The sequence below is a fragment of the Mitsuaria sp. MSU3D genome (genome assembly GCF_056867975.1).
In genome coordinates this window covers 3902863-3916673 of record NZ_CP200314.1, presented here as the reverse complement: position 1 = coordinate 3916673, position 13811 = coordinate 3902863, and the positions used below count along the sequence as shown (strand labels likewise).

The 13811-nt window shown below is 69.4% G+C and carries 13 protein-coding genes; 3 read left to right on the top strand and 10 right to left on the bottom strand.

Translation table 11 applies throughout. The features are described from left to right. Positions 1–27: 27 nt before the first annotated feature. From mdcG to AC1VNM_RS17185, 6 genes are all read right to left on the bottom strand, one after another. Positions 28–708, bottom strand: coding sequence for a malonate decarboxylase holo-[acyl-carrier-protein] synthase (gene mdcG, locus AC1VNM_RS17210; RefSeq protein WP_483107713.1), 681 nt, complete (start codon positions 706–708; stop codon positions 28–30). Positions 709–735: 27 nt separating this feature from the next. After that, positions 736–1437, bottom strand: coding sequence for a biotin-independent malonate decarboxylase subunit gamma (locus AC1VNM_RS17205; RefSeq protein WP_377160526.1), 702 nt, complete (start codon positions 1435–1437; stop codon positions 736–738). Between the two features lie 92 nt (positions 1438–1529). Continuing rightward, the gene (locus tag AC1VNM_RS17200) at positions 1530–2435 is read right to left on the bottom strand and encodes a biotin-independent malonate decarboxylase subunit beta (RefSeq protein ID WP_483109293.1); all 906 of its coding nucleotides are present in this window, start codon (positions 2433–2435) and stop codon (positions 1530–1532) included. 2 nt (positions 2436–2437) lie between these two features. Next, on the bottom strand, positions 2438–2761 hold the full coding sequence (gene mdcC, locus AC1VNM_RS17195) for a malonate decarboxylase acyl carrier protein (RefSeq protein ID WP_483107712.1): 324 nt from the start codon (positions 2759–2761) through the stop codon (positions 2438–2440). Positions 2762–2783: 22 nt separating this feature from the next. Continuing rightward, positions 2784–4463 carry a malonate decarboxylase subunit alpha gene (mdcA, locus tag AC1VNM_RS17190; protein WP_483107711.1) on the bottom strand — a complete coding sequence of 560 codons (1680 nt, stop codon included), beginning with the start codon at positions 4461–4463 and terminating at the stop codon, positions 2784–2786. A gap of 174 nt (positions 4464–4637) precedes the next feature. Continuing rightward, positions 4638–5555: a LysR substrate-binding domain-containing protein gene (locus tag AC1VNM_RS17185; RefSeq protein ID WP_483107710.1), complete on the bottom strand. Its 918-nt coding sequence runs from the start codon at positions 5553–5555 to the stop codon at positions 4638–4640. A gap of 284 nt (positions 5556–5839) precedes the next feature. On the opposite strand from AC1VNM_RS17185, the gene AC1VNM_RS17180 reads away from it, so the two are divergent. After that, on the top strand, positions 5840–6688 hold the full coding sequence (locus AC1VNM_RS17180; protein ID WP_483107709.1) for a M78 family metallopeptidase domain-containing protein: 849 nt from the start codon (positions 5840–5842) through the stop codon (positions 6686–6688). A 1-nt stretch (position 6689) separates the two neighbouring features. After that, positions 6690–7292: a DUF4411 family protein gene (locus tag AC1VNM_RS17175; protein WP_377160538.1), complete on the top strand. Its 603-nt coding sequence runs from the start codon at positions 6690–6692 to the stop codon at positions 7290–7292. On the opposite strand, the gene AC1VNM_RS17170 is transcribed toward AC1VNM_RS17175, so the two are convergent. The 4 genes from AC1VNM_RS17170 to AC1VNM_RS17155 all read right to left on the bottom strand — a co-directional run bounded on the left by AC1VNM_RS17170 (position 7250) and on the right by AC1VNM_RS17155 (position 12392). Next, positions 7250–8113 carry a HEAT repeat domain-containing protein gene (locus AC1VNM_RS17170; RefSeq protein ID WP_377160540.1) on the bottom strand — a complete coding sequence of 288 codons (864 nt, stop codon included), beginning with the start codon at positions 8111–8113 and terminating at the stop codon, positions 7250–7252. The two genes, AC1VNM_RS17175 and AC1VNM_RS17170, sit on opposite strands and share 43 nt — an antisense overlap. Before the next feature lie 57 nt (positions 8114–8170). Beyond that, the gene (locus AC1VNM_RS17165) at positions 8171–9496 is read right to left on the bottom strand and encodes an ABC transporter ATP-binding protein (RefSeq protein ID WP_377160542.1); all 1326 of its coding nucleotides are present in this window, start codon (positions 9494–9496) and stop codon (positions 8171–8173) included. A 38-nt stretch (positions 9497–9534) separates the two neighbouring features. Beyond that, positions 9535–11262, bottom strand: coding sequence for an ABC transporter permease (locus AC1VNM_RS17160; RefSeq protein WP_483107708.1), 1728 nt, complete (start codon positions 11260–11262; stop codon positions 9535–9537). A 230-nt stretch (positions 11263–11492) separates the two neighbouring features. Then, the gene (locus AC1VNM_RS17155; protein WP_483107707.1) at positions 11493–12392 is read right to left on the bottom strand and encodes a LysR substrate-binding domain-containing protein; all 900 of its coding nucleotides are present in this window, start codon (positions 12390–12392) and stop codon (positions 11493–11495) included. A gap of 126 nt (positions 12393–12518) precedes the next feature. On the opposite strand from AC1VNM_RS17155, the gene AC1VNM_RS17150 reads away from it, so the two are divergent. Continuing rightward, the gene (locus tag AC1VNM_RS17150) at positions 12519–13751 is read left to right on the top strand and encodes an alkaline phosphatase family protein (RefSeq protein ID WP_483107706.1); all 1233 of its coding nucleotides are present in this window, start codon (positions 12519–12521) and stop codon (positions 13749–13751) included. The last annotated feature ends 60 nt before the right edge of the window (positions 13752–13811 follow it).

Here is a 13811-nt window from a genome sequence, read left to right as displayed (position 1 = left end):
CTTCATGTCGCGCTGCCATGTCCGACCTCACGCGGCTGCCTTGACGTCGCGGACGATCTCGCCGAGCGCCGTCGCGAGCCGGCTGCCGCCGATGGATTTCACCAGGATCGAGCGCACGCCGCCGGCGCGCCACGTGAGCCATTCGCGCCAGGACACGGCGTTGTCGCCGTCGAAGACCAGCTCGCCGTCGAGCCGCAGGCCCGGAACCTCCGCGTCCGCCAGCAGCGCGGCGACCTGGTCGGCCTGTTCGGCGTCGGTCACGGCCACCCACAGGTCCGCGTCGGAGTCGGCCCGCACATGGCCCATCGCCGACAGCGCCTGCCAGCCGAAGCTGCCGTAGACGCGCGGCTGCACACCGCAGGCGTGCGTCGCGCGGCACAACCTGTCCCATGCGGCGCGCGCCGGCGCGGGCAGCAGCTTGGCGACGGCGCGGGCGGTGGGGAACTCGTCGAAGAACATCACCTCGCCGCGAGGGACGCTCACGCCGATGCGGCGCGATTCCCAGCGCAGCGGCGCCGACAGTCCCATGGCGATCCACGCCGGATCGGTCCCCGCGTCGCAGCGCTGCTGCGTCACCACCAGCGGCAGGCCGCGCGAGGCCCACAGCGTCAGGCATTCCCGCTCGGTGGCGTCGCGCGCGATCGCGCGCAGCCGCTCCCACGCGGCGGGCGTCAGGTGCACGAGTTGATGGCGGTGCAGGCGGGTCATGGCGGACTCAAGCGGGGTCAGGCGGCGTCAGGCGGCGTCGAGCACGCGTTGCATCACGCTGGCGGCCAGCCGTCGACCGCCGCGCTCGGCGCCGTCGACCGCGCGCCGGTCCTCGGTCGGCGCATCGGTCAGCGCCTGCCGCAGCGCGGCCCGCAGGTCGCCGGTCCACAAGCGGCGCACGCCGCCCATCGCCACGTAGTTGTCGACGCCCGGCGCGAAGACCGGGTTCGTCTCGGACAGCGCGGTGAGCATCTCTTCCGGCAGCTTCGTCACGCGCGACATCGCCGGGATGCGCATCACGCGGATCTCGGCCTCCGGCAGCGCGTCGCAGGCGTCGGCGATCAGGCCCGAGGTGATGAAGCCGCCCGACAGCGCCTGGTCGTAGACCAGCCCCAGCACGCGATGCCCGCGGCGGCGCGCCAGATCGATCGTCATGCCCAGGTGCGCCATCGCGCGGTTGATGCCGAGCAGCTCGTCGCGCCGCCGCAGCTGCTGGCCCTGCGTGTCGATCAGCAGCAGGATCGGCCGGCCGGGATGCCGGGTCAGCGTGTCCAGCACGACGCGCGTCTGCGCCAGCGCGAGCTTCACGCCGATCGCCGCATGCCCCGTCGTGCCCACGATGGTCAGCGGCTCGCCGTCGAGCTCGACGGTGCCGTGCAGGAAATCGCCGTCCAGGGTCAGGCCGCGGTCCGATCCGAACAGCGTCGTCGCCAAGGTGTTCCAGTCCATCTTCGAGTCTCCTACCGGGTTCGGTCGTTCAGCCGTTCATCCGTTCAGCCGCCCTGGTGTCCGGGCGTTCGCGCCGCGGCCGCACGACCATTTCAACGGGTCAACGGCCACGAGGCCGAGGGACGCAGCGGAATGACCTCGGCCACGTCCAGGTCCGGCACGCGCGCTGCCTCCTCGACACCGAGCCGTGTCCACAGCACCTGCGCGTCGTCGCCGTCGACGGCCTCGTCGAGCAGCGCCAGGCGGCGCGCCAGCAGTGCACGCTCCGCTTCCAACGCGTCGAGCGTGACCGGGCGCGATGTCGGCAGCCGGTCCATCGCCGCGATCGCCGCCCGGCGGAAGGCGGCGACGTCGTCCTCGACGAGGGCGTCGCAGTCGCCGCTCAGCCAGCGGTGCTTGCCGCCGGTGGTGCGCCAGACCAGCGCGCGGTCGCGGGCGTCGAATTCCTCCACGCCGTTGGACGCCTCGATGACCTCCGGGCCGGACATCGCGAGCCGGCCCAGGTCGCTCATGACGACGAAGTCCGTGCACCGCGCGACGATGCCCATGCCGCCGAAGCAGCCGTTGGCCGCGCCGATCAGCGTGATCACCGGGATGCCGGCGTCGCGCACGTCCAGCACCGCGCGCATGACCTCGGACACGGCGATCAGGCCGGCGTTGGCCTCGTGCAGCCGCACGCCGCCGGAATCGAGCAGCAGCAGCACGGCGGCGGGGCGGTCGCGCCGGGCGCGGCGCAGCAGGCCGACGAGCTTGGCGCCGTGGACCTCGCCGACGCCGCCGCCCATGAAGGCGCCTTCCTGCGCCGCCACGAAGATCGGCCGACCGTCGAGCACGGCCCGTCCGATCGCGACGCCGTCGTCGAAGGCCGAAGGCACGCCGAGCTGCGCGAGGTGCGGGCTCATCACCCGCTCCTGCGGCGGCAGCCATTCATGGAAGCTGCCCGGATCGAGCAGCAGCGCCAGTCGCTCGCGCGCCGAGCATTCGGCGTAGGAGAGGATCGTCATGGCTGCAACTCCTGGACCGCCTGATCGAGCCGCAGGCTGACGACCGCCGGCGTGGCGCCCATGTCGTTGATGGACACGCGCACGCCGGCCAGGTCGTGACGGCGGTGGAAGTCGTCCAGCACGGCCTGCCAGATCGGCGCGAAGCCACGCGCGGAGGTCTGGACGCGGACCGCGCAGTCGCCGCCGGGCTCCGGCTCGAGCATCACCTCGAGGTTGCCGGAGCCGACCACGCCGACCAGCACCGGCGCGAAGGCGCTCTGGGCCTGGGAGCCGGCGAAGCGGAAGTCCAGGGTCTCGAGACCAGGGGGGACAGGCGTCATGGCATTGCTCTCGTGTTGTCTCTCACCAGTTGCGGAAGCGCTTCGGCGGGCGGTACAGGCCGCCGGAGGCGCGCACCAGGTCGCGCATGCCGCGCGCGGCGAGCAGGTTGCGGGTGGCGTCGCGCGGATCGATGCCCAGGTCCTCGGGGCGCCTGATCACGCCGCGGTCGCGCAGGTTCTCCACGGCGCGGCGATCGCGCCCCAGGCCGACGGCCGTGTAGCCGGCGACGCCGCGGATCGCCTGCTCGCGTTCCTCGTCGCTGCGGCACAGCAGCAGGTTGGCGATGCCCTCTTCGGTGAGGACATGCGTGACGTCGTCGCCGTAGATCATGATCGGCGGCAGGTCCATGCCGGCCTGGCGCTGCAGCTCCCACGCGTCGAGGTGTTCGACGAAGGCGGGCTGCATGTGCTCGCGGAAGGTCTCGACCATCTGCACGACCAGCTTGCGTCCGCGCGGCGTCGCGGCGGCGCCGGTCAGATGGCCGCGCGCCTCCTCGCCGGCCTTCAGCCAGGCGGGGCTGGCGTGACGGCGGCCGCGCGCGTCGGCGCCCATGTTGGGCGCGCCGCCGAAGCCGGCGATGCGGCCGAGCGTCGCCGTCGAGCTGTTGCCCATCAGGTCCATCTGCAGCGTCGAGCCGATGAACAGGTCGCAGGCGTAGTGGCCCGCCGCCTGGCTGAACGCGCGGTTGCTGCGCAGGCTGCCGTCGGGGCCGGTGAAGAAGATGTCCGAGCGGGCGCGGATGTAGTCCTCCATGCCGAGCTCGGAGCCGAACGAGTGGATGGACTCGACCCACCCCGCCTCGATCGCCGGGATCAGCGCCGGATGCGGGTTCAGCGCCCAATGGCGGCAGATCTTTCCCTTCAGCCCCAGCGACTCGCCGTAGGTCGGCAGCAGCAGCTCGATCGCTGCCGTGTCGAAGCCGATGCCGTGGTTGAGGCGCTGCACGCCGTATTCCGCGTAGATGCCCTTGATGGCCATCATGGCCATCAGCACCTGGATCTCGCTGATCTGCGCCGGGTCGCGGGTGAACAGCGGCTCGATGAAGTTGGGCGTCGGCGCACGCACGACGAAGTCGACCCAGTCCGCGGGCACGTCGACGCGGGGCAGGGCGGTGCCCTCGGGCAGCAGCTCGTTGACCTGCGCGATGACGATGCCGCCGGAGAACGCGGTCGCCTCGACGATCGCGGGCGTGTCCTCGGTGTTGGGGCCGGTGTAGAGGTTGCCCTGCGCGTCCGCGGCTTGCGCGGCGATCAGCGAGACCTTGGGCGTCAGGTCGACGAAGTAGCGCGCGAACAGCTCCAGGTAGGTGTGGATCGCGCCGATCTTCAGGCGTCCTGCGGACAGCAGCTTCGCGAGCCGAGCGCCCTGCGGTCCGGAGAAGCTGAAGTCGAGCAGGCTGGCGATGCCGCGTTCGAAGACGTCCAGATGCTCCGGCAGCGCGAGCACGGACTGGACCATGTGCAGGTCGTGGATGCGCGTCGGATCGAGCCGCACCAGCGCCTTGGCCAGGAAGTCGGCCTGCTTCTGGTTGTTGCCCTCGAGGCAGGCGCGGTCGCCGGGCTTGAGCACGGCGTGGAGCAGGTCGACGATCGCGTCGGTGTCGGCGTGCCTGCCGGCCAGGCGCGAGCCGAGTGCTTCGCGGGCCGCGGCGAGCCGGGCGGCGCGGTCGCGGGCCTTGGTGTCCATGGGAGTGCGGTCCATGGAGACGGAAGTTACGGGCGCCGATCCACCCGATCAATCAACCGGGGCGCGGGACGATTACGGGGAGCGGAACGGTTGCCGGCCGGGCGCCCCCTGCTGGCGAGCCGGCGGCGAGGGGATACCCGGAGATGTCCGGAGATCTCTGGACATCGCCGGACGAGGCGGGCGTCCGGCTCAGTGGCCGCCGAGCTTCAGCGTCCGGCTGGCGGCCAGCAGGGCCAGCAGGTTGGGGTCGCGCTCCCGGGTCCGCAGGAAACACAGCGCGATGGTCTGGCGCACGGCGGCGTAGCTTTCCTGGAGCGGGATCAGCCGCACGCTGGGCGGCAGCACGCCGCGCACGCGCCCGGGCAGCAGGGTGCAGCCGATGCCGCCGCCGACGAGGTTCATCAGCGAGAAGATGTCGTTGGTCTTCATCACGATCTGCGGCTCGAACCCGGCGATGCGGAAGGCGTCGACGAAGCGGCTGTAGGTGACGAAGCCTTCCTGCAGGCTGACGAACCGTTCCTCGGCGCAGTCGCGCAGGTCGATGCGCTCGAGGTCGGCGTAGGGGGACTGGGCGGGGGCGGCGAAGAAGACGTCGTCCTCGAAGAGGGCGTGGGTCTCGAACTCCGGCGCGGCCTCGGGCAGGCCCATGACGGCGGCGTCGATGGTGCCGTCGCGCAGGCGCTGGGTGAGGTCGGAGTTGGACCCGAGGATGAGCTCGGCCTGCACATCGGGCTTGCGTGCCTTGAGCGCCATGATCATCGACGGCACGGTGCCGCTGGTCAGCGAGTACAACGAGCCGATGCGGATGCGCTCGGCGCCGTAGCCGGCGATGGCGCGGGTGGCGTTGATGCCTTCGTCCATGCGCTGGAGGATCTCGCGGGCGACGTCGGCGAGCACGTGGGCGGCGTCGGTGGGCTGCAGGTTGCGGCCCTCGAGCCGGAACAGCGCGCAGCGCGTGCCGGCCTCCAGCGAATGCAGCGCGCGGTGCACGCTGACGGCGCTCGTGCCCAGCCGCTCCGCGGCGCGCGCGAGGCTGCCGCTCTCCAGGAACGTGATCAGGATCTCGAGCTTGCGGAAGGTGATCTCTTCGCTGATGCGGGGGAGCATGGGCGCGACGTTGGGAGTCGGAGGAAGCGACCATTGTGCGGGCATCGAATGCGGGGCGCAGATTTGCGTGACGGCGGACGGCCCGCGATCGCCTGACGGCGATCAACAGTCTCGGCTGCGAACGCCGCAAAGGCCGTCATCGCCGACTGATTCCAGGGATCTGGCATCACTCAAATCACGCATCGATGCAGGCGTACCGACCTTCATCTGCCGTGGGTGTTGCACGCGCATCTACCAACGAATTGAGGATCGCGTTGCGCGGCAGAGCGCAGTGCAATGAGCCCATGCAACAACTCAATCTGAAGGGCCTGTCGACGCGGGTGGCCCTGGAGAGCTCGCTCAACCCGCCGCGCCTGTTGCTGAACCTGCACAAGCCGGAAGCTGGGTACCGGCACTGCTCCGCCTGGTCCCGTGCGATCCATCCTTTCGAGGTGCGTCAGGAGTGGTACCGCGACTACGTCCTTGAGCTGGGCGAGGACCCGCTTCCCTTCGTTGGAAGCATCACCGTGAATGGTGTGGAACGCATTGCAGCGTCCTCGATCGTGGCGTTCCTCGGTACGCGCGGAAGGACGACGTGCTGGCCCGAGCCTCGAAGCCATCTGTTCGATGTTGTCGTCGACATGGCGGAAGCGACCGGCATTCTTGTGATGACAAGTCCGTGGGTCGCCGATGCAGCGGTTGCCTCCCCTGATGGGAAGGAAGTACATGGCTTCACGCTCGCCGATGATCTGGCGCCGTTGATTGTCATCAACGAGCGGCAACCCAAGGACGAACAGCTTCTGACGCTCGCCAGGCACCTGGCCTTGTTGTGGCTCGGACAGTCGGGCATCAGCACCGCGGCTTCTCCAGTCAGCAGCGACGGCAGCCTGCCGAGCTTCTGTGACGTTGTCGCCAGGGAGGTGGTGGACAGGCTTCATCGGCATGTGGCCGCGAACAAGCTGGTCGTCCCATCGATGCCCGCCATCGATGGCTGGCTGGCCGTCGCCACCCGGTCGAGCCGCACCTTCACCCGGGCCCTGATCGGCAACACGGGGGGAACGTCGACGACCTTCCTCTCGGCATTCCGGATGCTCGGCATCCGATCCACCGACGTGTTCAACGCGATCGGCCGATCCCTTGATCTGGAGGTCTGAGATGGCTTATCTGCTGGATGCGAATGTGTTCCTGGAAGCCCGAAAAACGCATTACGGCATGGACTTCTGTCCCGCCTTCTGGCGATGGCTGACGGTCAGCCAAGCGGATGGCCAAGTGTTCAGCGTCACCCAGGTGCGCGATGAACTGACTGATGACGTCATCGTGCCCTGGGTTGCCGCGCAATCCCCAGGCTTCTTTCTTTCCGCGGATGACACTGTCGCCCTGGCGATTCACGCGGTCACGCAATGGGTCAACAGGCAGCCCCTGCTGGATCCCGTGATCCACGAGTTCATGGACTCCGCGGATATGTACCTCGTGGTGCATGGGCTCGCGCATGGTCACACGGTCGTGACATTGGAGAAGTCGGCCAAGGGGTCGAAGAAAAGGATCAAGATTCCGGACGTATGCGCCGCTCTCGGCGTGCGCTGCATCGAGCCGCACGTGATGCTGCGCGAGCTCCAGGCCCGCTTCGTGCTCGGCCCGATCCACGAGCCGTACGAAGGCGCGAATCTCGCGAAGATCTCGAAGGACGAACCGCCGAGACAAGCGGCTGCGGACGTTCAGGAAGCGCTGCTGCGCTCGGTGGCCACGGGCACGGATTGACTCGCGCAGGTCGCCAGCGCTTCATCCAGCCGCGCCTGCCAGACTGCGTTCCATGAACGCGGCGTGGCCTGGGAAAGCGCCTGCAGCGGCTCGACCAGACGCGGATCGGCAAGCGCCTCGGCCGCATCCAGTTCGTACATGTGGCACTCGGGCGTCAGCAGACCGATCAGCCGTTCGACGATCCCCTCGTCCCGCCGCCGCGCCAGCCCGACCAGCGCTTCGCCGCGCACATCGATGTCCGGATCGTCCAGGTTCCTGCGCAGCGCCGCGCGGATCGCGGGCGTGTCGTCCATGCGCAGCGAGCCCAGCCCGAACGTGGCCCAGTCGCGTACCTCGGCGGACGGATCCGTCGCGAGGCGGATCAGGCCCTCGATCGCCTCGGGCTCCTCGTAGGAACCGAGCGCCACCGCGACCTGCCATCGCATCTGGCTGTCCGGACTGGCCGAGAGTCGCAGCAGCGCCTCGACGCTCGCCGCATGCGGACGGTGCCCCAGACCGGCCACCGCCGCGCGCACCACGTCATGATGCGGATCGGACAGCCCGTGCAGCAGCAGCTGATGGGTCTCCGCCTCCGCGTACATCGCGAGCTGCCCCTGCACCTTGTGCATCAGCTGCCCGGCGATGGCCAGGCCGACCGCGCGCCGGCGAGCCCGCAGGCTCGTGCACAGCGCGGTGATCGTCGCCAGCAGCTGCGGCGACCCCCGCACGTGCAGTGCCTGCACCGCGCGCCAGCCATCGTCGGCATGCCAATGCCTCAGCGCATGACGCAGCAGGCGATCGACGCTGAAGGACTTCAACCGGTTGCGGGCAAGGCGTTTCATCGGCGCGAGTCTCGAAGACGCGATGTGCCGACTCTACTGGCAGTGCTGAAGCCTCTTTCACCGCGTCGCCGTTTCCTCATCCCCCGTCGGCAAGCGCAGCGCTCCGGTGTTGTAGTCGTACTCGAACACCTCGCCGTGCCGCGCCCAGGTCACCGCCGTCTGCAGCACCGCGTCCGCCTCGGTGTCGTCGAGGTGCTCGCTCAGCAGTCTCAGCACTGGCTTGTCCGGCATCACGCCGCTGGGCTCCTGCTCCAGGCTGTGCCGGATGTGCGCGATCAGCGGCACATGGGCGAGCAGCTGCTGACCGAAGAGATCGCGCCGCAGCCCATGCGCACCTTCCACGTACCGCCGCCCCAGCGGCGTCAGCTGCAAGTCGCCGCTGTCGAGCTGCGCCAGCCCCAGCAGCGCCAGCGCGTGCGCGACCGGCAGCAGCTCGGAGTCCGGCAGCCCCGCTTCCTCGCACAGCTGCGGCAGGTCCGCGCGGCCGTCGAAGGGCGGCTCGGCCAGCAGCTCCAGCAGGCCGTCCATCCGCGCCACGTCCGCCGCCGGCAGGCGCTCGGCCAGCGGCGCCGGCGCCGTGGCGGCGTCGACCGTGCCCGCCGCGCGCGACGGCCTCGCCGCGCCCGCGGTCATCAGCGCATAGACCTCGTCGATCAGCGCGCGCACGTCGGCGCTCTCCGGGTCGCGCGGCCGCGGCAGCTGCACCGACAGCTGGCAACGGATCCTTCCCGGATCGCTCGCGAAGATCAGCACGCGGTCGGCCATCATCACGGCCTCCTCGATGTTGTGCGACACGACCAGCATCGCCCGCGTCGGCATGTGACCGCCGTCCCATAGCTCGAGGATGTCCTCGCGCAGGCGCTCGCCGGTCAGCACGTCCAGTGCCGAGAACGCCTCGTCCATCAGCAGCACGTCCGGCTCGGTCACCAGCGCCCGCGCGATGCCGACCCGTTGCCGCATCCCGCCCGACAGCTCGCGCGGCAGCGCGCCCTCGAAGCCGCTCAGGCCGATCAGCGCGATCGCCGCCTCGGCCTTGGCCTCGCGCGCGGCCTTGGCCACGCCGCGCGCCTCCAGCCCGATCTCGACGTTCTGCTGCACCGTCAGCCACGGGAACAGCGCGAAGGACTGGAACACCATGCTGATGCCGCGCGCCGGTCCCGACAGCGGCTGCCCGCGATATCGCACCTGGCCCGCGTCGGCCGGCACCAGCCCGGCCATGATCCGCAGCAGCGTGCTCTTGCCCGAGCCCGACTGCCCGAGCAGCGCGACGATCTCGCCTTCGCGCAGGTTGAAATCGACGTCCGCCAGCACGGGACGCGGATGGCCGTCGGCCGAGCGGAAGCGCTTGCCCACGCCGTGGAGTTCGATGATGGATGCGGTCATGCCGTGCTCCTCACAGATCGCAGTTCAAAGATCACCGTTCACAGGTGCATGCGGTCTTCGGCCAGCCGGTACAGGCGGCGCCAGACGAAATGGTTCAGGCCCATCACGAAGATGCACATCACGCCGATGCCCAGCGCGATCCGCGGGAAGTCGCCCTTGGCGGTCATCTCCGCGATGTAGCTGCCCAGGCCGTGCGCCTTGAGCGTGGTGTCGCCCCAGGAGACGTACTCGGCCACGATGCTCGCGTTCCAGGAGCCGCCGCTGGCGGTGATCGCGCCGGTGACGAAGCTCGGGAACACCGCCGGCAGCAGGTAGCGGCGCCATTTCAACCAGCCGCTCAAGCCCAGGTTGCGCGCCGCGTGGCGCAACTCGGCGGGGATGTTGGACGCGCCGGCGATCACGTTGAACAGCAGGTACCACTGCGTGCCGAAGATCATCAGCGGCGAGAGCCAGACGTCCGGGTTGAGCTTCCAGCGCACGATCAGCACGACGGCCACGGGGAACAGCAGGTTGGCCGGGAACGCCGCCAGGAATTGGGCCACCGCCTGCAGTCGCCCCGACCAGCGCGGATTCATGCCGATCCAGATGCCGACCGGCACCCAGACCAGCGCCGCCAGCGCGATCAGCACCAGCACGCGCACCAGCGTCAGCATGCCGAGTCCGAAGACGTGGCCGGCCTCGGACCAGCCAACCTCGGTGTGGACGAAGCGGACCAGGTGGTACAGCGCCACCATCACCGCCGCGGCCACGACCGCGTCCCAGGCGCGCGTCCAGGTCGCGCTGGCGATGCGCGGCCGGGCGCGGATCGAGGTGCCGTCGTGATGACGGCGGAACCAGATCAGGCTGCCTTCGAGCCGGTCCACCAGCCAGGCCGCCGAACGGCGCGTGAACGAGGTGCGGCGCAGCCAGTTCAGCATCCATGAGTTCGGCGCGGCGTCGGTGCCGCTGTCCTCGAAGCGGAACTTGTCCGCCCACGCGACCAGCGGCCGGAACACGAGCTGGTCGTAGAGCACGATGCCCACGAGCATCGCGACGATCGCCCAGCCGATCGCGCCGAGGTCGCGGGCCTCGATCGCCATCGCGATGTAGGACCCGACGCCGGGCAGCTTGATGCTCTGGTCGGAGACCGAGATCGCTTCCGACGCGACGACGAAGAACCAGCCACCGGACATCGACATCATCATGTTCCACAGCAGGCCCGGCATCGCGTAGGGCAGCTCCAGCCGCCAGAAGCGCTGCCAGCCGGAGAGCTGGAACACGCGCGCCGCCTCGTCGAGTTCCGACGGCACCGTGCGCAGCGACTGGTACAGGCTGAAGGCCATGTTCCAGGCCTGCGAGGTGAAGATCGCGAAGATCGCCGCGCACTCGACGCCCAGCAGGTTGCCGGGGAAGAGGGCGATGAAGCCGGTCACCGTGATCGACAGGAAGCCCAGGATCGGGATCGACTGGAGGATGTCGAGCATCGGCACCAGCACCTTCTCGGCGGCACGGACCTTGGCCGCGAGCACCGCGAAGACCGCGCTGAAGAGCAGCGCCAGCACCATCGCCGCAAGCATCCGCAGGTTGGTGCGCAGCAGGTAGTAGGGCAGGTGAGACGGGTCCAGCGACAGCGGCAGCGGATCGCCCAGCGCGAACGGGCGCGCCATCTGCGCGGCCCCGTAGGCCAGCAGCACGAGCAGCGCCAGCACCAGCGGCAGCAGCGCCCAGTCCCAGCGGTTGGTGCCCGCCTCGACGACCGGGCGGGGGAAGAATTGGCGGCGGTCCATGAGCTTGCCTTTTTGTTCTGCATGGATTCCAGGGAACAGACGGCCTCCTGGGCCCCCCGCACGAAGGTGCGCAGGATGCCTGGGGTGGCCTTCAGAAACCTGTCCCGTTTCTGAGGGGAGTCTGTCTGGGGGAGTCCGCCCACCTGACTCGCGTGAGCGTTGGCCGCGAGGTCATGGGGCCCCCGCGGCAAGCGCGGGAACCCCACGACCTCCCGTCCCCCATCGTCGTCTCACTGCAGCGGATCTGCTACCGAGGACTCCGGGAGGTTCTTCAGGGCGGTGGCGGTGTCGAAGAATGAGTTCAGCAGGAGACTGTCCCGGCGTTCCTTGAGGCAGTAGATGTGCGTCTCGGTGAAGGCGGGATCGCCGTCGATGCGCACGGGGCGGAAACGGGCGTCGGGGATGAACTCGGCCTCGGAGACGACACCGATCCCGATGCCGCGCGCGGCCGCTTCCCGCAGCGCCTCGCGGCTGCCGATCTCCATCGCGACGCGCGGCGAGATGCCGGCCTGCCGCAATGCCGTTTCGAGGGCGCGGCGCGTGCTCGATCCGTCCTCGCGCTGCAGCAGCGGCTGGTTTTCCAAGGCTTGCAACGGAACGCTCTCGTGCTTCGCGAAAGGGTGATCGAGATGCACGAACAGGATGATCGCGTGCCGCGCGTACGCCATCGTCTCGAAGCCCGGCGCGTCATGGAAACGCGCCAGCACGCCGACGTCGATCACGTAGTTCTCCAGGTCCCCAAAGACCTGCGCCGAGTTGCCCAGCCGGATCGACACGTCCACCTTCGGGTAGCGCTGGCGGTAGGCGTCCACCATCTCGATCACGTGGAAAGGGCCTACCGCGCCGAGCTTGAGCTGACCCCGCGTGAGCTCGCCGCAGTCGTGCAGCAGGTTATAGGCCTCGACCTCCAGGGCGGCCAGCTGCCGTGCGATCGGCAGCAGCTGATGGCCGACGCTGGTCAGCTCGATCCGGTGGCCGCGCCGGTGGAAGAGCTCCACCTTGTGCTGCTGCTCCAGCCCCTGCACCTGCGTCGTCAAGGTGGGCTGCGACAGGCCCAGCGCCCGCGCCGCGGCGCTGAAGCTGCCATGGCGGGCGACGGCGAGGAAGGCGCGGAGCTTGGCGGCCGACATGGGTATAGAGACTCTCGATGATTTCGTGCGGTTCGCGATATTGATTCGATCGAGTGACGGTCACGTGACGTTCCTACGCTGCGGGGGCTTTATTCCTCAACCCGCTCGTTCGAGCCTGGAGCCTTCATGACCCTGATCCTTTCCCTGAAACGCCAGGCGGCCGCACTGCGCGCGCTGGGCGCCGCCCTGGCCCTGGCGGCGCTCGCGCCGGTCGCCGGCGCCCAGACCGCGCCGTCGCCGCTGGCGTCGTTCACGCGCACGATCAACGCCGCGATCTCGGGCTACAACCGGGAGCACCTGACCGCCGTCACCCCCGAAGCCTGCGCCGCCGCGTGCCTGAACGACTCGCGCAAGTCCTGGTGCGTCAGCTTCGACTTCTACAAGAACGCCCAGCAGTGCGACCTCAGCGACAAGCGCGCCGCCGATGTCGGCGGCCTGAAGACCGACTACGCCGGCAATCCGTATGACCATTACTCGCTGATTCCCGGCCCGGGCGTGCCCAATCCCATCGTGGGCCCGAACGGTCGCAAGCATGTGCTCGTGGTCGGCATCGACGGGTTGCGCGGCGACGCGCTGTTCTGCGCCGGCTGCGTCGCGACGCCGGCGCTCAGCGCGCTCGCCGGTAGCGGCGCATTCCACGGCAACGTGCTCGCGGGCGGCTCGCAGGCCACGCTCAGCGGCCCCGGCTGGGGCACGCTGTTCACCGGCTTCTGGGCCGACCAGCACGGCGTCACCAGCAACGACATCGCGTTGCCGCTGAAGAAGCCGCACCTGTTCGATCGCATCAAGACGGCCTATCCGACGGCCACCGTGGCGGTCGTCGGCGACTGGGCCAACATCACCGGCAACCTGAAGCCCGCGGGCGCCGACTTCGTGGTGGCGAATGCGGCCAAGAACTCGCAGCAGGCCACCAACGCCGTCAAGGGCTGGCTGTCCTGGACGAATCCGCCGACGGCGATCTTCTACTACCTGCACAACGTGGACATCCACGCCGCCAGCTACGACCCGTTCAACGCGTACTACCAGTCCAAGATCGCAGGTGAGGACGCGCAGATCCAGCAGGTGCTGGACGCGCTCGCGGCGCGGCCGACCTACGCCGCGGAGGAGTGGCTGATCGTCGTCGTCTCCGACCACGGCGGAACGGGCAGCGGCCACGGCGGACAGAGCGCCGGCGAACGCGATGCGACGCTGATCCTCACCAACAGCTACCGCAATCCGATGAAGCCGGCCTACTGCCAGGGCGACCTGACCGGCACGACGCTGCCGCAGACCGGCGCGCTGACGCCGCACGTGCTCGACTTCCTGGGCCTGGCCAACGACACGGCGGGAACGAAGCACCCGGCCTGCGGCCAGCACTGACCCTTCGCCAAGCCTCCGTCGCATCCATAGATCACCTCAATGGTTTGATCATGAATTCAA